We start from the raw sequence: 20,942 nt of genomic DNA, 5'->3' as shown, positions 1-20,942 counted from the left end.
CGAGGACCGCCGGGTTGGTTTCTCGATTCAGTCCGAAATATGAGACTCCGCATGTAGACGCAAGATGAAATCGGGGTAGTTTTCTCGAATGTTCTCCAAAGTGCTCGTCGCGAACCGCGGCGAAATTGCGATCCGTGCCTTCCGCGCCGCCTACGAACTAGGTGCCGGAACCGTCGCGGTGTTCCCGTACGAGGATCGGAATTCGATCCACCGTCTCAAGGCAGACGAGAGCTACCAGATCGGGGAGAAGGGTCACCCCGTTCGCGCGTATCTCTCGGTCGAGGAAATCGTCGCCGCCGCCAAGAGCGCCGGAGCCGACGCCATCTACCCCGGTTACGGCTTCCTCTCCGAGAACCCGGACTTGTCGGCGGCGTGTGCCGAGGCAGGCATCAAGTTCGTCGGCCCGTCCGCCGAGATCCTCGAGTTGACCGGAAACAAGGCTCGGGCCATCGCAGCGGCAAAGGCCGCCGGTCTCCCGGTGCTCGCGTCTTCGGAGCCGTCAGCGGACATCGACGAGTTGCTCGCAGCCGCCGAGGACATGACCTTCCCGCTCTTCGTCAAGGCTGTCGCAGGCGGCGGTGGGCGCGGAATGCGCCGCGTTGCGGAGCGCTCACAACTCAAGGAATCGATCGAAGCCGCAGCGCGCGAAGCGGAATCGGCCTTCGGCGATTCGACGGTCTTCCTCGAGCAGGCCGTCATCGACCCCCGGCACATCGAAGTGCAGATCCTCGCCGACGAGCAGGGCAACGTCATCCACCTCTTCGAGCGTGACTGCTCGCTGCAACGTCGCCACCAGAAGGTGATCGAGCTCGCTCCGGCGCCCAATCTCTCCGAAGAGTTGCGCGCCAAGATCTGTGCCGACGCCGTCGCCTTCGCGAAGGAGATCGGATACACGTGCGCGGGCACCGTCGAGTTCCTTCTCGACAAGCGCGGCAACCACGTCTTCATCGAGATGAACCCGCGAATTCAGGTCGAGCACACCGTCACCGAAGAAGTGACGGACGTGGACCTGGTCCAGTCGCAGCTCAAGATCGCGTCCGGTTCGACGCTTGCAGAACTTGGTCTGTCACAGGAGACGATCAAGCTTCGCGGCGCGGCGCTGCAGTGCCGCATCACGACCGAGGATCCGGCAAACGGATTCCGCCCGGACACCGGCCGTATCACCGCGTACCGCACCCCGGGCGGAGCCGGTATCCGCTTGGACGGTGGCGCCACACTCGGCGCCGAGGTCGGAGCGTACTTCGATTCCATGCTGGTCAAACTCACTTGTCGCGGTCGCGACCTCGAAGCCGCTGTGGCGCGAGCTCGCCGCGCGGTCACCGAGTTCCGCATTCGTGGTGTCTCGACCAACATTCCGTTCCTGCAGGCGGTTCTCGACGACCCGGACTTCCGGGCCGGACGTGTGACGACCTCCTTCATCGAGGAACGTCCTCAGTTGCTGACTCTGCGTTCTTCGGCAGACCGCGGCACGAAGATCCTGACCTACCTCGCGGATGTGACGGTCAACAAGCCTCACGGTGAGCGGCCCTCGGCGGTGTACCCGCAGGACAAGCTGCCCAAGATCGATCTTTCGACGCCTCCTCCTGCCGGTAGCCGTCAGCGCCTGCTCGAACTCGGCCCCGAAGGTTTCGCGAAGGCACTGCGTGAGCAGAAGGCAGTCGGCGTCACCGACACCACCTTCCGTGACGCGCACCAGTCGTTGTTGGCCACGCGAGTTCGAACCAGCGGACTGCTCGGAGTAGCGGGGCACGTTGCGCGGTTGACGCCGGAACTGCTCTCGATCGAAGCCTGGGGCGGCGCGACCTACGATGTGGGACTTCGCTTCCTGCACGAGGATCCGTGGTACCGGCTTGCCGCACTGCGTGAGGCGATTCCCAACATCTGCCTCCAGATGCTTCTTCGCGGTCGAAACACGGTGGGCTACACGCCGTATCCCGAAAAGGTCACGCGCGCATTCGTTCAGGAAGCCACCGACACCGGCATCGACATCTTCCGAATCTTCGACGCGCTCAACAACGTCGACCAGATGCGCCCTGCCATCGACGCGGTGCGTGAGACCGGAACGGCTCTCGCCGAGGTGGCGTTGAGCTACACCGGCGATCTGTCGGATCCGAACGAAACGCTGTACACGCTCGACTACTACCTGAAGTTGGCAGAAGAGATCGTCGATGCGGGCGCTCATGTGCTCGCGATCAAGGACATGGCGGGCCTGCTGCGCGCTCCGGCGGCCACCAAGCTCGTGACGGCGCTACGCAGCAACTTCGATCTTCCGGTTCACGTCCACACGCATGACACCCCCGGTGGACAGTTGGCCACGTATTTCGCCGCGTGGCAGGCGGGCGCCGACGCAGTCGACGGTGCTTCGGCGGCACTGGCCGGAACCACCAGTCAGCCTGCGCTCTCGGCCATCGTTGCCGCCGCTGCGCACTCCGAGTTCGACACCGGACTGAACCTGCAGAACGTGTGCGACCTCGAACCGTACTGGGAGGCGCTGCGAAAGGTGTACGCGCCGTTCGAATCCGGACTGCCGGCGCCGACGGGACGTGTGTACACGCACGAGATTCCGGGCGGCCAGCTCTCCAATCTCCGGACCCAGGCCGTTGCTCTCGGTCTCGGCGACCGGTTCGAAGAGGTCGAAGCCAAGTACGCCGACGCGGACCGCATGCTCGGGCATCTCGTGAAGGTGACGCCGTCGTCGAAGGTCGTCGGCGACCTCGCCCTCCACCTTGTCGGCGCCGGCGTGCCTTCGGAGGAGTTTGCCGCAGATCCGGCGAAGTTCGACATTCCCGACTCCGTGGTGGGCTTCCTGCGCGGTGAACTCGGTACGCCTCCCGGTGGTTGGCCGGAACCGTTCCGCAGCAAGGCACTCGAAGGACGTGGCCAGGCCAAGCCCGAAGCGACGTTGTCCGCTGAGGACGAGGTGCTGCTCGAGGGCTCGTCGAAGGACCGTCAGGCGACGCTGAATCGTCTGCTGTTCCCCGGCCCGACAAAGGAATTCCTCGAACACCGCGAGAAGTACGGTGACACGTCGCGGCTTTCGGCGAACCAGTTCTTCTACGGTTTGCGGCGCGGCGACGAACACCGCGTCGAGTTGGCTCCCGGCGTTGAGCTGATCATCGGTCTCGAAGCGATCTCCGAGCCCGACGAGCGCGGCTACCGCACTGTCATGTGCATCCTGAACGGCCAATTGCGCCCGGTCTCGATCCGCGATCGCTCCATTGCCAGTGACGTACCGGTGGCGGAGAAGGCCGACAAGAACAACCCGGGCCACGTGGCGGCACCGTTCGCGGGTGTCGTGACGCTCGCGGTGAAGGAAGGCCAGAAGATCGAGGCCGGCGACACCGTGGCCACGATCGAAGCAATGAAGATGGAAGCGGCGATCACCTCGCCGCGCGCCGGCGTCGTCTCTCGGATCGCGATCAGCGCCGTCCAACAGGTCGAGGGTGGAGACCTGCTGGTAGTCGTCTCGACGGGGGAGAGCGCCGCAGAGTGACACGCATCATCTCGGGACTCGCGGGCGGTCGACGCCTGCGAGTCCCGCCGAGCGGCACCCGTCCGACGTCGGATCGGGTTCGTGAGGCGCTGTTCAGTGCTCTCGAAGCGCGCATCGATCTCGAAGGGTGCGCGGTTCTCGACCTCTTTGCGGGTTCGGGTGCTCTCGGCCTCGAGGCGCTCTCGCGGGGAGCCGAGCACGTTGTTCTCGTGGAATCGGATGCCAAGGCTGCTGCCGTCATCAAGGCGAACATCGGCACTGTCGCGTTGCCTGGGGCGACGGTTCGCGCCGCTCCGGTTGCGGCCGTGGTCTCGGGTCCGAGCGCGCGTGAATACGACATCGTGATCGCGGACCCACCGTATGCGGTAACCGACGAGGCCGTCGTGTCCATGCTCACCGATCTGCAGGCCAACAAATGGGTGGGGGAGGGCACGATCGTGGTACTCGAACGATCGTCGCGCTCGCCGGAGACCGTGTGGCCTCAGGGCTACGAGCCGATCAAGGCCAAGAACTACGGTGAAGCCCGCATCGAGCTGGCCACCTGCTACGGTCTGGACTCATGACTGGCGCCGTCTGCCCCGGATCCTTCGACCCTGTGACCAACGGTCACCTCGACGTAATCGGAAGAGTTGCTGCGCAATTCGACGAGGTCGTGGTCACCGTGCTGATCAACAAGAGCAAGCGTGGCATGTTCACGATCGACGAGCGGATCGAGATGCTCGAAGACGCGACGAGTCACCTGCCCAACGTTCGCGTCACGTCGTGGCACGGATTGTTGGTCGACTACGCGAAACAAGAAGGCCTCAGCGCGATCGTCAAGGGTCTGCGCGGCGCGAACGACTTCGATTACGAGCTGCAGATGGCTCAGATGAATCAGAAGCTCACGGGCGTCGACACACTGTTCGTCGCCACGAATCCGACGTACAGCTACCTGTCGAGTTCTCTGGTGAAGGAAGTCGCGACTTTCGGCGGCGACGTCTCCGACATGTTGCCGGCCAAAGTGCATTCTCGGCTACTCGCACGTATCGCCGAGCGAGCAGCCGAAAACAGCTGATCCCCGACACACCGACCACGACGACACCCCGTTGGCCGTTCTTCCGGCAAACTTGGACAGGAACGGGCACAGGTCCGAGTGGACCGGTGACGATGTGGGCCGATTTCGGCCGGTAGAGATTGGGGTTGCTTGTGTACCGCGTATTCGAGGCACTGGACGAACTGGTCGCAATTGTCGAAGAGGCGCGCGGTGTTCCCATGACCGCAGGGTGTGTTGTGCCTCGCGGTGACGTACTCGAGCTACTCGACGACGTCCGGGACGCAATTCCGAGCGAGCTGGACGACGCTCAGGACGTCCTCGATCATCGCGACAAATTGGTCGGTGACGCGCGAGCAAACGCCGAGAAGACGGTCAGCAGCGCCAATGCCGAGGCAACCTCGACTGTGGAGAACGCACGCGACGACGCCGACCGGATTCTGTCCGATGCCAAGGCTCAGGCCGATCGCATGGTTGCCGAAGCGCGTGCGCACGCCGATCAGTTGGTCGAGGACGCCGAAGCAGAAGCGGAACGGACCGTCACCGACGGCCGTCGTGAGTACGAGGCCGTCACCGGACGGGCGCGTGCCGAGGCCGATCGGATGATCGAGTCCGGCCAGGCCTCGTACGAACATTCGGTGGCGGAGGGAACGGCGGAGCAGGCTCGTCTGGTGTCGCAGACCGAGGTTGTCCAGTCAGCTCACGCGGAATCCGCGCGAGTGATCGACGCCGCTCATGCCGAGTCCGACAGGATGCGTTCGGAGTGTGACCTGTACGTGGACACCAAGTTGGCCGAGTTCGAAGAGTTCCTCACCGGAACGGTTCGATCGGTCGGGCGTGGTCGTCAACAGCTTCGAACGGGTTCGGGGGTTCCCGACTACCAGGACGACGATCGTCGTTCCGAGCGGCGCCGATAGAGCAGACAAGTCAGTCGAGGGTGGGTCGTCCGATATGGGGCGGCCCACTTTTTCGTGGATCGAATTGGGATTTGCCTTGTAGCTGCCGTATTGTGGAGTGGTTGCCCATACCAGTTTCAACAGTTAGGTGAGTTCTCTTTGTCAACGCATCGTCGTAGTTCGTCGCATCAGTCAAGTGATGCGGGATTTTTGCTGGACACGGTCAAGCTCGGTCGTCGTCCAGGGTCGATGCGTACCGTCGAGAGAACAATTCAGTCCCCGAACCGTATCGGTCTCGATCTGATCGCGATCGAAGCGGGCGCGGACATAGATCTCGATCTTCGTCTCGAAGCAGTGTCCGAAGGCGTTCTCGTCACCGGAAACGTGCACGCACCCACCAAGGGTGAATGCTCGCGGTGCCTTGAACCTTTCACCGACACCGTGGACATCTATCTCACGGAGTTGTTCGCTTACCCGGACAGCACCACCGAGGAGACGACGGAAGAGGGAGAGGTCTACGCGGTCGAAGACGACGAAATCGACCTCGAACCGGTCATCGTCGATGCAGTCGGGCTGGCGCTTCCGCTCCAGCCTCTGTGCAGTGACGATTGCCTGGGATTGTGCTCAGAATGTGGCATTCGCCTGGCGATTGCGGAATCTGGGCATGGGCATGACATACTTGATCCTCGCTGGGCTGGTCTCGCGGCCAAATTTGGCGTGGAATCAAACACCAGCGAAAATCTTGTGATCACCGAAGCCGAGGAGAAGTAGAAGTGGCTGTCCCCAAGCGCAAAATGTCGCGATCCAACACGCGGTCGCGTCGTAGCCAGTGGAAGACCACTGTGCCCACCCTCGTTACCTGCCCCAACCGTGGCTGTGGCGAGCAGACCCTTCCCCACATCGCATGCCCGTCATGCGGTACTTACAAGGGCCGCCAGGTAACCGCTGCTGTCTAGTTCTCCCCGGAGAAAGACTATGACGAGCGAAAATACAGTTTCAGCCGCCGGCGGCGAGGGCAATCACGACAAGCTCCTCGCCGCTGTCGGCGTAGATATAGAGCCCGGTCTTCTGACCCTGGCTCTCACGCACCGCTCGTACGCGTACGAGAACGGCGGACTGCCCACGAACGAGCGCCTCGAGTTCCTCGGGGATTCCGTTCTCGGCGTCACGGTGACCGAAAATCTCTACCTGTCCCACCCGGACAAATCCGAAGGTGATCTGGCGAAGATCCGTGCCAGCGTGGTCAACATGCATGCACTCGCCGAGGTTGCCAGGACTCTGGGTGAAGGTGGACTCGGAGCACACCTGCTGCTGGGTAAGGGCGAGGAAATGACGGGCGGCCGTGACAAGCCGTCCATTCTCGCCGACGGTATGGAGTCGATTCTCGGCGCCATCCACCTGCAGCACGGCATCGAGACTGCGCGACGCGTCGTCCTCGATCTGTTCGACGATCTACTCACTCGCGCACCGCTTCTGGGCGCGGGTCTGGATTGGAAGACGAGTCTGCAGGAACTGACCGCAGAACACGGTGCCGGAGTTCCCGTTTACGAGATCACCGCCACCGGACCCGATCACGACAAGGAATTCACGGCCACCGTTCTCATCAGTGGCAAACCCTTGGGTGTCGGTGTCGGTCGTTCCAAGAAGGAAGCCGAGCAGAAGGCAGCAAGTTCGGCATGGAAGACGATGTCGGAGAATGCCGCTGCTACCGCAGTCGCTGCTGACGACACGCCTGATCTTGCCGGCTGAGTTCACTCTTGCCTGAGCTTCCCGAAGTCGAAGTCGTTCGCCGCGGCCTACAGTCCCATGCTGTAGGTGCGGCGATCGAGGCCGTCGAGGTACTCCATCCCCGCGCGATCAGGCGCCACATTCTCGGTTCCGAGGACTTGATCGGCCAACTCACCGGGCAGACCATCGCTTCGGCAGAGCGTCGCGGCAAGTACCTGTGGCTGGTTCTCGAGCCTGCCGGTGTCGGACTGGTGGTTCATCTCGGGATGAGCGGACAGATGCTGGTCCAACCCCCGACAGTCGACTGGGAAAAGCACCTACGCATTCGGTTGGCCCTCGATTCCGGGGCCGATCTTCGATTCGTCGATCAGCGGACCTTCGGTGGCTGGTCGATTTCACCCCTCGTCGAGGTCGACGGAACGATGCTGCCCGAGTCGGTGGCGCACATCGCTCGCGATCCCATGGATGCGGCGTTCGATCTCGAATCCGTCGTGAAAGTCCTGCGGGGCAAGCACACCGAGATCAAGCGCGCGATTCTCGACCAGACGGTGGTCTCCGGAATCGGAAACATCTACGCCGACGAATCATTGTGGCGCGCCAAGATTCACGGCAACCGAATCGCCGAAACGCTTACCAGGCCCAAACTTCGAGAACTGTTGACCGCGGCACACTCGGTGATGGGTGAAGCGCTCGATCAGGGCGGTACGTCCTTCGACGCGCTGTACGTGAACGTCAACGGGGAATCGGGCTACTTCGACCGGTCGCTGTCGGCGTACGGGCAGGAAAACCTCCCGTGCCCGCGATGCGGCGCGCCGATCAAGCGTGAGAAGTTCATGAATCGATCGTCGTTCAGTTGCCCGCGGTGCCAGCCGACCCCGAGGGCACGGCGAATCGCCTAGGTCTCCCACCCCTTCGGTTCGGCGGAGTGGCAAGATTGCGTCATGGCTGAACAGACTCCCGACACCACTGCAACCGCCCCGGCTCACACGGAGCTTTGGGTCGAACGAACCGGAACCCGCCTCTACACCGGCAAGAGTTCGCGCGGCGCAGAGGTTCTCATCGGCTCCGAATCGGTGCCAGGAGTCTTCACGCCCGGCGAACTCCTCAAAATTGCACTGGCCGCATGCACCGGGATGAGCTCCGACTTCCCGATCTCTCGCCGGCTCGGTGACAACTACGACGCGACGGTCCGAGTGTCCGGAGCCGCCGATCGCGAAAACGAGGTCTACCCGCAGCTCGACGAGGTCCTCGAGCTCGATCTCAGCGAGTTGGATGCCGAGGCACAGCAGCGCCTCATCACTCTCGTCGAGCGTTCCGTGGACAAGGTATGCACGGTCGGGCGCACGCTCAAGGCCGGAACCAAGGTCACTCTGTCGTTCGACACGGAAGCCTGATGTTCCGCGCCGGCAGCGTTGTCGCTGCGATCGCACTGGGTTCCGTTGTGGCGCTGAGTGCTCCGGCGCAGGCCTCGGTCCCGGCCGACGGCTCGGCCGGTAGTTGCGGCACATGGACGTCGAGCGTCGTGGCGACTGGTGCCGGAATGCTCGAGAACCTCGAATTCGACGGCAACGGATCGATGGTGTTGTCGCAGTCGGCTCTGATCGGGCCGGGTGCACTGCTGAAAGTGGCGCCGGACGGTATCCGGACAACTTTGGTCGGTGACGTCACCGGACCTGGCGGTCTGGTCGCGCGTGAGGGATCCGTGTACTTCACCACGGGCAACTCGACTGTCTCGGGACTGCTCGGAATCGCCGACGGCAGCCTCCGCAAGGTCGACGTCGCAGACGGGTCGGTGACAACGATCGCCGACGGTCTGGTGATGCCGAACGGGCTTGTGCAGCTGGACGATAACCGTTTCCTCACTGCCCGCACACTCACCAGGCCGGGGCTCACGGTCGTCAACAGTGACGGAAGCAGTTCGATCGTTCGTGAAGACCTCGGCACCGTCGACGGCCTCGCACGCTCCGGTTCGACGATCTACGTGACGACGACCTTCGACATGGTCACCGCCGTCCACATCCTCGACGCAGACGATCTGGGCGGGCCGGTGCGAACGATCACGCTCCCTGGGTTCGGTCCGGCAAACATGGCGGACGATCTGACCGTCGGACCGGACGGCGCGTTTTACGTCGCATTCAATGCAGGCGGCAAAGTTGTTCGCGTCGATCCGGATTCGGGATCTTCGTGTGAGATCGCCTCGGGTCTGCCGTTCACATCCGCGGTCAAGTTCGGCGCCGGACCGGGCTGGGATCCCAACGCGCTCTACACCACCGGTTTCCTGGGTGACGTTCACCGTCTCGAACGTGTGGCGGGCTGAGCGTCATGGCTGAAGCAGCGCCTGTGCGGTTGACGGCGTGGGTTCACGGATACGTTCAAGGCGTCGGGTTCCGGTGGTGGACCAGGGCCCGCGCACTCGAACTCGGATTGATCGGATATGCGTCCAATCAGCGTGACGGTCGAGTGCTCGTCGTGGCGGAGGGCGAACGCACGCAGCTCGAGCGATTGGTGGAGCTGCTGCGCTCGGGTACTACCCCAGGCTCGGTGGATCTCGTGGTCGACAGCTGGGACACCGCAAGGGGCGACCTGACAGGGTTCGTCGAACGCTGACCTGTTTGGCGGTAAAGTTTCCCCCCATGCACCTCAAGAGTCTGACACTCAAGGGATTCAAATCCTTTGCGTCGGCAACGACTCTTCGGTTCGAGCCGGGAATTACTTGTGTGGTCGGCCCGAACGGCTCGGGTAAATCCAACGTCGTCGATGCGTTGACCTGGGTGATGGGCGAGCAGGGCGCCAAGGCCCTGCGCGGCGGCAAGATGGAAGATGTCATCTTTGCCGGCACCTCCGGCCGCGCGCCGCTGGGCCGCGCCGAGGTGACCTTGACCATCGACAACGCCGACGGGGCGCTCCCGATCGAGTACTCCGAGGTGTCGATCACGCGCCGCATGTTCCGCGACGGCGCGGGGGAGTACGAGATCAACGGCTCGTCCTGCCGTCTGATGGACGTCCAGGAACTGCTCAGCGACTCCGGCATCGGCCGCGAAATGCATGTCATCGTCGGGCAGGGACGGCTCGCCGCGATCCTCGAATCCCGTCCCGAAGATCGACGCGCCTTCATCGAAGAAGCCGCGGGAGTCCTCAAACATCGCCGCCGCAAGGAAAAAGCGGTGCGCAAACTCGATTCCATGCAGGCCAATCTCGCTCGCCTCAGTGACCTCACCGCGGAACTGCGTCGGCAACTCAAACCGCTGGGACGCCAAGCCGAGGTTGCTCGGCGAGCACAGACGGTCCAGGCTGACCTGCGTGATGCAAAGATGCGTCTGGCCGCTGACGATCTGGTGACCCGTCGAAACCAGTTGAACGACCAGGCGCAGGACGAGAAAGCGGCCCGTGAACAGCACAACCAGGTGGCGGCTGCGCTCGACGAGGCCAACCTCGAACTCGGGCGCCAGGAGCAAGCTCTCGCTCGTCTGACTCCGGGATCGGAAGCGGCTGCACAGAGTTGGTTCCAGCTTTCCGCGCTTGCCGAACGCGTGAACGCCACTGTGCGCATCGCCCGCGAGCGTGCGCGTCATCTCGACTCCGAACCCGTCGGCAACCGCGGCCAGGACCCGGACGAGATGGAGGCGCGCGCCGAACGTCTTGCTGCCGAGGAGGCCGAACTCCTCGAAGGCGTCGAAATCGCGCGAGCGGCGTCGGAAGCTGCTCGGGACCAGCTCGCAGCCACCGAAGATGCTGCAGCAGAAGCGGAACGGGCGCACATGGCGGAAGTTCGTGCCGTCGCCGACCGCCGTGAAGGTCTTGCTCGACTCTCCGGTCAGGTCGACACTCTGCGTACCCGCGTCGAATCCGTCGACGCGGAAGTGTCTCGGCTGACCGAAGCGATCGACGAGGCTCGTCTGCGTGGCGATGCCGCACAGGCCGAGTTCGACACGGTGCAAGAAAGCATCGGGGACCTCGACGCCGGTGAAGTCGGCCTCGATACCAATCACGAACGCGCCATCGAGGCTCTCGAGATGATCGACGCGCGCGTCGAAGAGCTTCGTGAGGAAGAAAAGACGAGCGGGCAACGCATCGCTTCGCTCCGGGCGCGCATCGAGGCACTGTCGATGGGTTTGCAGCGCAAGGACGGTGGCGGCTGGCTGCTCGAACACCGCGGCGACGACGGCATCACCTCGCTGGTCGGACTGATTCACGTCGAACCCGGCTACGAGGCCGCGATCGCCGCCGCGATGGGGCCGGCAGCAGACGCCGTCGTTGCGCATTCGCTGGACTCTGCTCGCTCCGCTGTCACAGCACTGGCCGATCAGGACGGTGGACGTGCATCACTGATCGTGAGCGGTGAACCGGCGATCAAGCGCGAGGCCGAGATCGCGCCGGGTAGTCGTCCGGCCGTCGACGTCATCGACTGCCCTGACGAGTTGCGTGCCGGATTGACCGCCATCCTCGATGGCGTCGTCCTCGTCGAGACTCTCGATGACGCGATTCGAGTTGTTGCTGACCACAAGGGAATTCGCGCAGTGACGCGTTCTGGCGATCTGCACGGTTCGGGGTGGATGATCGGTGGCTCGGATCGGCAACCGAGCACGCTCGAGGTGCAGGCGGCGATCGACGCGTCAGCAGCGGAACTGGCGGCAACGGAGAGCCGATCCGAGGAACTCGACGCTGCGCTGTCCGGCGCTCTGGCCGAACAAGCCGCTCGACGCGAGACCGCGGAGCAAACTTTGGCAGCGCTCAACGAGTCGGACGCCGCCATGTCCGCCATCTACGAGCAGTTGGGCAGATTGGGGCAGGCAGCACGAGTCGCCCACGCGGAATCCGAGCGGTTGACCGCCCAGCGAGTGCGTGCCGAGGAGGGCCGCGGTGAGTCGCTGACAAAGCTCGCGGATCTGGAGGAACGTCTGCGCGTCGCCGAAACCGACGGCAGTGCACCGGGACACGGTGCGGAATCGACCGCTGCCGATCGCGAAATGGCCGCAGCAGCGCTCGCCGAAGTGCGCATCGTCGAAATGGATGCTCGCCTTGCCGTGCGCACCGCCGAAGAGCGTGCGGAATCCGTACGCGGAAAGGCCGATTCGCTTCGGCGTGCGGCCGCCGCGGAACGAGAAGCGCGGATTCGCGCCGAGCGGGCTCTGCGCGCCAGAGCGCACGCTGCGGAAGTTGCAGCTGCCGTCGCCGAGTCGGGACAGCGCGTGGCGGCCGAACTCGAGACAGTCGTCGCCGCGGCTCTTGCTCACCGCGACGAGTTGGCTCGGGCCCGCACCGAGTGCACGGCCAAGCTGGATCAGGTCCGCCAGACAGTCCGAGCACTGACCGGACAACTCGCTTCGCTCACCGACGCCGTCCACCGCGACGAGGTAGCGAAGGCACAGGCAGCGCTGCGCATCGAACAACTCGAGGAGTCGATCCTCGATCAGTACGGTATCGGCCTCGACGATCTGATCGCCGAGTACGGGCCCGAGGTCGAACTGCCGCCGACCGCTCTCGAAATCGAGGAGTACGAGCAGGCCAAGGAGCGTGGGGAGCAGGTCACCGCCCCCGCTCCGCTTCCGTACGACCGCGCGACTCAGGAACGGCGCGCCAAGCGGGCCGAGAAGGACCTCGCCACCCTCGGCAAGGTCAATCCGCTGGCGCTCGAAGAATTCGCAGCTCTCGAGGAGCGGTACACCTTCCTCTCCACTCAGCTCGAGGACGTCAAGACCGCACGCAAGGACCTTCTTGCTGTGGTCGCAGACGTCGACGCACGAATACTGCAGGTGTTCACCGAGGCCTATGCCGACGTCGAGCGTGAGTTCGTGGGAGTGTTCGAGAAATTGTTCCCCGGGGGAGAAGGGCGGCTGGTCCTCACCGATCCCTCGGACATGCTCACCACCGGCATCGAAGTCGAGGCGCGTCCGCCCGGTAAGAAGGTCAAGCGGTTGTCGTTGCTGTCGGGCGGCGAGAAGTCGTTGACCGCGGTGGCCATGCTGGTCGCGATCTTCCGGGCACGCCCGTCCCCGTTCTACGTGATGGACGAAGTCGAGGCGGCGTTGGACGACACCAACCTGCGGCGGCTGATCGGACTCTTCGAACAATTGCGGGAGAAGTCGCAGTTGATCGTGATCACTCACCAGAAACCGACGATGGAAATCGCCGATGCGTTGTACGGCGTCAGCATGCGCGGCGACGGCATCACCACCGTGATTTCGCAGCGACTTCGCGGTCAAGACATGGCCTCGACGTAAGCCCTGCTCACTTTCCGGGTCGGAGCCTGAAACAATGGGCCGGTGACTACCCAGGCTTGGATCATCATCGCGGCTGTAGCGGCCGTACTACTCGTCGTTCTCGTTGCCGGATTCCTGCGCTACCGCAAGGGGCAGGTATCGCTGAAGGCACCCGAGACGAAGCCGGAGCTCGGCGCACCCGAGAAGGACAAGTCAGGCGGCTACAAGGCCGGTGGCGGGTTCAACTTCAGTCAGGGGTCGACGGCAACGGCGCCACCTCCGGTGGTTCCGACACCTCCGGTCGCCGAGAAGCCGCCCGTCGTCGAAGAACCTGTCGTCGAAAAACCGATCGTCGAAGAACCTGTTGCGGAGAAGCCGGCCGTTGTCGAGGAGCCGGTTGTCGAAGAACCCGCTGTTGTCGAGGAACCGGTTGTCGAGGAACCGGTTGTCGAAGAGCCGGTTGTCGAAGAGCCGGTAATCGAAAAGCCGGTCGTAGAAGAACCAGCGGTAGCAGAACCTGTTGTCGAAGAACCTGTCGTTCCCGAACCCGTCGAGCCTGCACCGCGCGTGCTGGACGAGATCGACCCGACCGAGGGTCGGCTGGACCGACTGCGCGGGCGCCTTTCCCGCTCGCAGTCAGCAGTCGGCAAGAGCTTGCTGGGTCTGCTCGGTGGCGGCGATCTGGACGAGGATTCGTGGGAAGAAGTCGAGGACACCCTCCTCATCGCGGACCTCGGCTCCGCGACCACGGAAAAAGTCGTCACGAAGCTTCGTGAGCAGATGGCGGCCCGCAGCGTCCGGACCGAGGCTGCCGCCCGCGCCCTTCTGCGCGAGGTGTTGATCGCCGAACTGCGTCCCGAACTGGACCGCTCCATCCGCGCATTGCCGCACGATGATCACCCGGCTGTTCTGCTCGTCGTCGGCGTCAACGGGACCGGCAAGACAACCACCACCGGCAAGCTGGCTCGCGTGCTCGTCGCCGACGGTCGTCGCGTCGTGCTCGGTGCCGCGGACACGTTCCGCGCCGCCGCCGCCGATCAGCTCCAGACGTGGGCTGAGCGTGTCGGCGCTGAAGTTGTTCGTGGCAAGGAGGGTGGCGATCCCGCTGCGATTGCCTTCGACGCGGTCTCACGAGGCATCGCGGACGGCGTGGACGTGGTCCTCATCGACACCGCCGGCCGCCTGCACACCAAGACCGGCCTGATGGACGAGCTCGGCAAGGTCAAGCGGGTCATCGAGAAGAAGGCGTCGGTCGACGACGTTCTGCTGGTTCTCGATGCGACGGTCGGCCAGAACGGACTGGCGCAGGCACGAGTGTTCGCGGAGGTCGTGGACATCACCGGCGTCGTACTGACCAAGCTTGACGGAACTGCCAAGGGCGGAATCGTCTTCCAGGTTCAGCATGAACTGGGTGTGCCGGTGAAGTTGGTCGGCCTCGGTGAAGGTGCCGACGACCTGGCGCCGTTCGAGCCGGGTGCGTTCGTCGACGCCCTCCTGGGCTGACGCCCCCGTGCGCCTTTTTGGTAGCGCGAACTACCAAAAAGGCGCACAGGGTCGGTAGAACCCCCTGGCGAAACCTGTTTGCAACAAAGTTGGGCAATTGGTTCACGTCTGCGAAACGCGACAGCGCCATGGACGAAACACCAGCCCAGCACTCTTCTCCTTAACGACGTGCTGCCCGGCACGTGCGACTAGGAGGTAGTAAGTGAGTACCGACGATTTGTTGGCGAACTCCGGTAACGCCGCATGGATGCTGATGGCTGCATCTCTGGTCTTGCTGATGACACCCGGCCTCGCTTTCTTCTACGGCGGGATGTCTCGGTCCAAGTCCGTCCTGAACATGATGATGATGTCCTTCGGGGCCATGGCCGTCATCGGCGTCATCTACGTTCTGTGGGGATGGTCGATGTCCTACGGCACCGAGAACATCGGGGGCATTTTTGCCAACCCGTTCGAGTTCTTCGGCCTCAAGAACAGCATCACCGATGCTGACGGCAACTTCATCGCCGGCGCCTGGGGCTACCCCAACGTCATCGACATCGCGTTCCAGGTGACGTTCGCGATCATCACCACCGCCCTCATCAGTGGTGCCCTGGCCGAGCGGGTCAAGTTCGGCACCTGGCTCCTGTTCTCGGGTATCTGGGTCACCGTCGTCTACTTCCCGCTCGCACACATGGTGTGGGGCGGCGGACTCCTCTCGGGCTCCGAGGACGGCATCGCGGCAAAGCTCTTCGGCACCACGGTCAACGACGACGGAGTCACCGTCGCCAACGTCGCTCCGATCGACTTCGCCGGTGGCACAGTCGTTCACATCAACGCGGGTATGGCCGGTCTGGTCCTCGCACTCATCGTCGGCAAGCGTCTCGGCTTCGGCAAGACCGCCTTCCGTCCGCACAACCTGCCCTTCGTGATGCTCGGCGCCGCACTCCTCTGGTTCGGTTGGTTCGGCTTCAACGCCGGCTCGGCATTCGCCGCCGACGGTAACGCCGGTCTCGCCTGGGTCAACACGACCACCGCGACGTGTGCCGCAGTCCTGGCCTGGCTCGCTACCGAGCGTATTCGTGACGGCCACGCCACCAGCCTCGGCGCAGCTTCCGGTGCGGTCGCCGGTCTGGTCGCCATCACCCCTGCTGCCGGTGCGCTCAACCCGGTCGGTTCCATCTTCCTCGGCGCAGTAGCCGGCATCCTGTCCGCTCTCGCAGTCGGCCTGAAGTTCCGCTTCGGCTTCGACGACTCGCTCGACGTCGTCGGTGTTCACCTTGTCTCCGGCCTGTGGGGCACGATCGGTATCGGATTCTTCGGCACCGCAACCGGCCTCTTCTACGGCGGCGACTACAAGCAACTGGTGGTTCAGATCGTGATCGCACTCGCAGCACTCGTCTTCACCGGCGTTCTGACGACGATCATCGGCTTCGCACTCAAGCCCCTGGGCTGGCGAATCTCGGCCGAGGACGAGGCACGCGGCATCGATGAGACCGAACACGCAGAGACCGCATACGACCTCGCGTGATCAGCACGTGATTAAAGTGAATTCAGGCACTTCAGAGTTTGGAAAGGGATGAGCACATGAAGCTGATCACAGCAATCGTCAAGCCGTTCACGCTCGAGGACGTCAAGACCGGACTCGAGCAGGCCGGAGTGCTGGGTATGACAGTCAGCGAAGTTCAGGGCTACGGCCGACAGAAGGGCCACACCGAGGTGTACCGAGGCGCGGAGTACTCCGTGGACTTCGTACCCAAGGTCCGGGTCGAGGTCGTCGTCGACGACGCGGCCGTTGACAAGGTGGTCGAGGTGATCGTCGAGGCCGCTCGAACCGGCAAGATCGGTGACGGCAAGGTGTGGGTCTCGCCAGTCGAGTCGGTCATCCGGGTTCGCACCGGGGAACGCGGTGGCGATGCACTCTGACCCGAAAGGGTCCGAGAACTTCGGCCCTGGTTCCGTCGCGAAAGCGACGGGGCCAGGGCCGGTCTCGTCAGGGGGATCCGACGAAGCTGCGGACCTGGCCCGCGCACGCAAGGCCCTACTCACCGGAGGCGTCAAGAACAGGAGGCTCGACGCCCCCGCGCTGCGACATGCACTGGTCGATCTGCACGAATTCTGGTTGACCACCAAGGGGACCGAACTGGGCATCAAACCGGATTGTGGGTTTGCCATCGTCGCCGTGGGTGGTCTCGGCCGACGCGAACTGCTGCCGTATTCCGATCTCGATCTGATTCTGCTGCACGACGACATGGACCCGGCGGTCGTGGCCCAGGTCGCGGACAGCCTGTGGTACCCGCTGTGGGACGCGCACATCAAACTCGACCACAGCGTGCGGACGCTTCCGCAGGCGCTTCAGGTTGCGGCCACCGACATGACGGCAGCACTCGGAATGCTCGAAGCACGCCACATTGCCGGCGACGTGGAGCTGAGCAACCTGTTGATCAGTGGTGTCCGACGACAGTGGCGCATGGACATCCGCAGCCGATTCGACGAATTGATCACCCAGACCCGTACGAGGTGGGAGCGCAGCGGCGAGATCGCCCATCGCGCCGAACCGGATCTCAAGAGCGGTCGTGGCGGGCTGCGAGACGTCCAACTGCTCAACGCCCTGTCCATCGCGCAATTGACCGACGGGATGCCGGGGCTGGGACCCAACTCGCCCGGCGGCGGTCTGGCACTTGCGCACAGGCGGTTGCTCGACGTGCGCACCGAACTTCACCGCGTTGCCGGTCGCGCCCGCGACCAACTGCGAGCACAGGACGCCGACGAGATCGGTGCGGCGCTACGGATCGGTGATCGCTTCGATCTGGCGCGACTTCTCAGCGAATCGGCGCGCACCATCAGCTATTCGGTCGACGTCGGTATCCGTACCGCCGGAAACTCCTTGCCCCGGCGTGGTTTGTCGCGGCTGCGTCGCGCGCCGGTGCGACGGCCACTGGACGAGGGCGTCGTCGAGCATGCCGGCGAAGTAGTTCTGGCGCGCGATGCGAGACCGAAGAAGGATCCCGGTCTGGTGATGCGGGTCGCGGCAGCGGCGGCCACCAACGGCATGCCGATCTCCGCGTCGACGCTCAATCGCCTGGCCGACAATGCCCCCGAATTGCGTGAGCCGTGGCCGAAAAATGCAGTCAACGATCTCTTGGTCGTGCTGGGTTCGGGATCGCGTGCGGTTCCGGTGATCGAGGCGATGGACCGGACCGGGCTCTGGGGTCGACTCCTGCCGGAGTGGGGGACCATTCGCGATCTTCCGCCGCGCGACGCCGTCCACACGTGGACGGTGGATCGGCACCTGGTCGAAACCGCCGCGTATGCAAGCGGATTCACCACTCGCGTCGCTCGGCCGGATCTGCTCATGCTCGGTGCGTTGATCCACGACATCGGGAAGGGGCGAGGGGGAGACCACAGCGTCGTCGGTGCCGAATTGGCCACCGCGATCGGAAATCGCTTGGGACTCTGGCCTTCCGACGTCGCGACGTTGACGGCGATGGTGCGCTACCACTTGCTGTTGCCGGAAACCGCCACCCGTCGCGACCTCGACGATCCGGCAACGGTGCAGCGAGTGGTCGACGCACTCGAGGGAGACGGGACCCTTCTCGATCTCCTGCATTCGTTGGCGGAAGCGGATTCGCTGGCCACCGGGCCTGGTGTCTGGGGCGACTGGAAGTCGTCGTTGATCGGCGAGCTGGTGCGTCGTTGTCGTTTGCTGATGGCAGGGGAGGAGCTCCCGCAACCCGATCCACTCGCTCCCGAGCAATTGGCCATCGCCGAGGAGGGCGGGGTTCACGTCTCGCTCGTTCCGGCCGAGAATGCGCACACCTACGTCGTGACCGTCATCGCGCCCGACGCTCCCGGGCTGCTGTCTCGGGCTGCCGGAGTTCTGGCGCTGCAGTCCTTGCGGGTGCATTCCGCATCGCTGGGGTCGCATGCAGGTTCGGCGGTCAACTCGTTTGTCGTGACGCCGAGGTTCGGCACACCCCCGCAGGCGGTGCTGCTCCGGCAGGAATTGATCCGGGCTTCGGCCGGTGAACTGAATTTGCTCGAACTTCTCGACGCGAAGGACGAGGAGGCACGGGCAGAGCAGTGGGACGACCCGATCCAGACCAACAAGGATTCCGCGGTTCCGGTGCTCTATGCGCAGGCGCCACCGCGGGTCATCTGGTTCGACGCGCCCGGTGACGGTCAGGCGATCCTCGAATTGCGTACCGAGGACCGCGTCGGCCTGCTCTGCCGACTGGCCGCAGCACTCGAACACAGTGGAGCCGACATCCGGTGGGCGAAGGTCGCCACCTTGGGTTCCTCGGTGGTCGACGCGTTCTGCCTCGACTTCGGTGAGGCCGATACCCGCGCGGCGCGAGAGCGCGTCGAGGAGGCGGTGCTGGCGGTGGTTCCGGTGCCACAACCCAAGAAGAAAGAGGATTGACGGACCGGTTTCGGCAGTTACGCCCGCATCGGCTGGGATCGGTGCGGGCGTAGCGGCTAGGCTGGTGCCCGAGAATATCCATGGCTAACTCGCACGACCTTCAGGAGCGCACTCGGTGTTCGAATCCCTTTCCGACAGATTGACCGGATCTCTCAAGGATCTGCGTGGCAAGGGTCGTCTGTCCGGCGCCGACATCGACGCTACGGCCCGCGAGATCCGCCTTGCCCTGCTCGAGGCCGACGTCGCGCTTCCCGTAGTGCGCAGCTTCATCGCCAAGATCAAGGAACGCGCCAAGGGCGCCGAGGTCTCGGGTGCACTGAACCCGGCTCAGCAGGTCGTCAAGATCGTCAACGAAGAACTGGTCGAGGTTCTCGGCGGTGAAACCCGTCGACTGCAGTTCGCCAAGACGCCGCCGACGGTCATCATGTTGGCCGGTCTGCAGGGTTCCGGTAAGACCACGCTGGCCGGAAAGTTGGCCAAGTGGCTCAAGGATCAGGGGCACACGCCCCTCCTCGTCGCCTGTGACCTTCAGCGTCCCGGCGCCGTCACTCAGCTTCAGATCGTCGGTGAGCGTGCAGGCGCCGCAGTCTTCGCGCCGCACCCCGGCACCTCCATCGGCGGCGGCGAGAACGCACTGGGCGTTTCCGCGGCCGACCCCGTCGAGGTCGCCCGCGCCGGCGTCGAAGAAGCACGCAACAAGCATTACGACGTCGTGATCGTCGACACCGCCGGTCGCCTCGGTATCGACTCGGAGCTGATGGCGCAGGCCGCCGGTATCCGTGACGCCGTCAACCCGGACGAGACCATCTTCGTCCTCGACGCCATGATCGGTCAGGACGCGGTCAGCACGGCCGACGCGTTCCGTGAGGGAGTCGGCATCACCGGTGTCGTCCTCACCAAGCTCGACGGCGACGCCCGCGGTGGTGCCGCGCTGAGCGTCCGCGAGGTCACCGGCCAGCCGATCCTCTTCGCGTCCACCGGCGAGAAGCTCGAAGACTTCGACGTCTTCCATCCCGATCGCATGGCCAGCCGGATCCTCGGCATGGGCGACGTCCTGAGCCTCATCGAGCAGGCCGAGCAGGTGTTCGACGCCGATCAGGCCGAAGCGACCGCAGCGAAGATCGGTTCCGGTCAGCTCACCCTCGAAGACTTCCTCGATCAGATGATGGCCGTCCGCAAGATGGGCCCGATCGGCAACCTCCTCGGTATGTTGCCGGGTGCAGGCGGCATGAAGGACGCGCTTGCCAACGTCGACGAGAAGCAACTCGATCGCATTCAGGCCATCATCCGCGGTATGACGCCGGCCGAGCGCGACGATCCGAAGATCATCAACGCCTCACGCAGACTGCGCATCGCGAACGGTTCGGGCGTCAAGGTTTCCGACGTCAACCAGTTGGTGGACCGTTTCTTCGAAGCCCGCAAGATGATGGCTGCCATGGCCGGCCGTATGGGTATGCCCGGCGCGCGTAAGCAGGTTCGCAGCAAGAAGGGCAAGAAGGGCAAGAAGGGCGGCAAGGGCCCGACGCAGCCCAAGATGCGCGGAGGATTCCCCGGCATGGGCGGATTCCCGGGTATGCCCGGCGGAATGCCGGCCGGTATGCCCGACCTGTCGAACATGCCCAAGGGTCTCGATCAGTTGCCGCCCGGACTGGAAGGCATCGATCTCTCCCAGCTCAAGCTGCCCAAGAAGTAG

Annotated in this window: 17 protein-coding genes; all 17 read left to right on the top strand. The window is 64.1% G+C overall.

The genetic code is table 11. The features are described 5' to 3' along the window. Positions 1–88: 88 nt before the first annotated feature. Positions 89–3,493: a pyruvate carboxylase gene (locus ATN37_RS11710; RefSeq protein WP_003942675.1), complete on the top strand. Its 3,405-nt coding sequence runs from the start codon at positions 89–91 to the stop codon at positions 3,491–3,493. Next, positions 3,490–4,056, top strand: coding sequence for a 16S rRNA (guanine(966)-N(2))-methyltransferase RsmD (gene rsmD, locus ATN37_RS11705; protein WP_030535425.1), 567 nt, complete (start codon positions 3,490–3,492; stop codon positions 4,054–4,056). Before ATN37_RS11710 ends, rsmD begins: the two co-directional genes overlap by 4 nt. After that, positions 4,053–4,547, top strand: coding sequence for a pantetheine-phosphate adenylyltransferase (coaD, locus tag ATN37_RS11700; protein ID WP_003942776.1), 495 nt, complete (start codon positions 4,053–4,055; stop codon positions 4,545–4,547). The genes rsmD and coaD overlap by 4 nt, the downstream gene beginning before the upstream one ends. A 131-nt stretch (positions 4,548–4,678) precedes the next feature. Beyond that, positions 4,679–5,440 (top strand): DivIVA domain-containing protein, encoded by a 762-nt coding sequence (locus tag ATN37_RS11695; protein ID WP_003942696.1) that lies wholly within the window; start codon positions 4,679–4,681, stop codon positions 5,438–5,440. 189 nt (positions 5,441–5,629) lie between these two features. Continuing rightward, the gene (locus ATN37_RS11690) at positions 5,630–6,190 is read left to right on the top strand and encodes a DUF177 domain-containing protein (RefSeq protein WP_007729319.1); all 561 of its coding nucleotides are present in this window, start codon (positions 5,630–5,632) and stop codon (positions 6,188–6,190) included. Between the two features lie 2 nt (positions 6,191–6,192). Then, the gene (gene rpmF, locus ATN37_RS11685; RefSeq protein WP_007729318.1) at positions 6,193–6,375 is read left to right on the top strand and encodes a 50S ribosomal protein L32; all 183 of its coding nucleotides are present in this window, start codon (positions 6,193–6,195) and stop codon (positions 6,373–6,375) included. A gap of 19 nt (positions 6,376–6,394) precedes the next feature. Continuing rightward, on the top strand, positions 6,395–7,168 hold the full coding sequence (gene rnc / locus ATN37_RS11680; RefSeq protein ID WP_003942759.1) for a ribonuclease III: 774 nt from the start codon (positions 6,395–6,397) through the stop codon (positions 7,166–7,168). An 8-nt stretch (positions 7,169–7,176) separates the two neighbouring features. Then, entirely contained in the window at positions 7,177–8,046 is an 870-nt protein-coding gene (gene mutM / locus ATN37_RS11675) for a bifunctional DNA-formamidopyrimidine glycosylase/DNA-(apurinic or apyrimidinic site) lyase (protein ID WP_003942752.1), read from the top strand. A gap of 42 nt (positions 8,047–8,088) precedes the next feature. Then, complete coding sequence (locus ATN37_RS11670; RefSeq protein ID WP_003942740.1) at positions 8,089–8,541, top strand: OsmC family protein; 453 nt, start codon at positions 8,089–8,091, stop codon at positions 8,539–8,541. Continuing rightward, positions 8,541–9,464 (top strand): SMP-30/gluconolactonase/LRE family protein, encoded by a 924-nt coding sequence (locus ATN37_RS11665; protein WP_166502156.1) that lies wholly within the window; start codon positions 8,541–8,543, stop codon positions 9,462–9,464. Before ATN37_RS11670 ends, ATN37_RS11665 begins: the two co-directional genes overlap by 1 nt. 5 nt (positions 9,465–9,469) lie before the next feature. After that, positions 9,470–9,754 carry an acylphosphatase gene (locus tag ATN37_RS11660; RefSeq protein ID WP_037130369.1) on the top strand — a complete coding sequence of 95 codons (285 nt, stop codon included), beginning with the start codon at positions 9,470–9,472 and terminating at the stop codon, positions 9,752–9,754. 26 nt (positions 9,755–9,780) lie between these two features. Beyond that, positions 9,781–13,368, top strand: a complete 3,588-nt coding sequence (gene smc / locus ATN37_RS11655) for a chromosome segregation protein SMC (RefSeq protein ID WP_166502157.1) — start codon at positions 9,781–9,783, stop codon at positions 13,366–13,368. 42 nt (positions 13,369–13,410) lie between these two features. Beyond that, positions 13,411–14,850, top strand: a complete 1,440-nt coding sequence (gene ftsY, locus ATN37_RS11650) for a signal recognition particle-docking protein FtsY (protein ID WP_003942718.1) — start codon at positions 13,411–13,413, stop codon at positions 14,848–14,850. A gap of 247 nt (positions 14,851–15,097) precedes the next feature. Then, on the top strand, positions 15,098–16,357 hold the full coding sequence (locus tag ATN37_RS11645; RefSeq protein ID WP_042450902.1) for an ammonium transporter: 1,260 nt from the start codon (positions 15,098–15,100) through the stop codon (positions 16,355–16,357). 56 nt (positions 16,358–16,413) lie between these two features. Then, the gene (locus tag ATN37_RS11640; protein WP_003942772.1) at positions 16,414–16,752 is read left to right on the top strand and encodes a P-II family nitrogen regulator; all 339 of its coding nucleotides are present in this window, start codon (positions 16,414–16,416) and stop codon (positions 16,750–16,752) included. Then, complete coding sequence (locus ATN37_RS11635) at positions 16,742–19,249, top strand: [protein-PII] uridylyltransferase (protein WP_003942689.1); 2,508 nt, start codon at positions 16,742–16,744, stop codon at positions 19,247–19,249. Before ATN37_RS11640 ends, ATN37_RS11635 begins: the two co-directional genes overlap by 11 nt. Positions 19,250–19,364: 115 nt before the next feature. Then, entirely contained in the window at positions 19,365–20,942 is a 1,578-nt protein-coding gene (ffh, locus tag ATN37_RS11630; protein ID WP_003942713.1) for a signal recognition particle protein, read from the top strand.

Origin of the sequence: Rhodococcus sp. MH15 (assembly GCF_019266045.1) — a bacterium.
Lineage (GTDB): Bacteria > Actinomycetota > Actinomycetes > Mycobacteriales > Mycobacteriaceae > Rhodococcus_F > Rhodococcus_F qingshengii.
The sequence above is the reverse complement of the archived record's forward strand: the minus strand, read 5'-3'. Positions and strand labels throughout refer to the sequence as shown.

What these genes read in the sequence shown, in the direction of transcription:
- ATN37_RS11710 (WP_003942675.1), top strand. Translation starts at nt 89, where the DNA reads ATGTTCTCCAAAGTGCTCGTCGCGAACCGCGGCGAAATTGCGATCCGT.
- coaD (WP_003942776.1), top strand. Translation starts at nt 4,053, where the DNA reads ATGACTGGCGCCGTCTGCCCCGGATCCTTCGACCCTGTGACCAACGGT.
- rnc (WP_003942759.1), top strand. Translation starts at nt 6,395, where the DNA reads ATGACGAGCGAAAATACAGTTTCAGCCGCCGGCGGCGAGGGCAATCAC.
- ATN37_RS11670 (WP_003942740.1), top strand. Translation starts at nt 8,089, where the DNA reads ATGGCTGAACAGACTCCCGACACCACTGCAACCGCCCCGGCTCACACG.
- ATN37_RS11665 (WP_166502156.1), top strand. Translation starts at nt 8,541, where the DNA reads ATGTTCCGCGCCGGCAGCGTTGTCGCTGCGATCGCACTGGGTTCCGTT.
- ATN37_RS11660 (WP_037130369.1), top strand. Translation starts at nt 9,470, where the DNA reads ATGGCTGAAGCAGCGCCTGTGCGGTTGACGGCGTGGGTTCACGGATAC.
- smc (WP_166502157.1), top strand. Translation starts at nt 9,781, where the DNA reads ATGCACCTCAAGAGTCTGACACTCAAGGGATTCAAATCCTTTGCGTCG.
- ATN37_RS11645 (WP_042450902.1), top strand. Translation starts at nt 15,098, where the DNA reads ATGCTGATGGCTGCATCTCTGGTCTTGCTGATGACACCCGGCCTCGCT.
- ATN37_RS11640 (WP_003942772.1), top strand. Translation starts at nt 16,414, where the DNA reads ATGAAGCTGATCACAGCAATCGTCAAGCCGTTCACGCTCGAGGACGTC.
- ATN37_RS11635 (WP_003942689.1), top strand. Translation starts at nt 16,742, where the DNA reads ATGCACTCTGACCCGAAAGGGTCCGAGAACTTCGGCCCTGGTTCCGTC.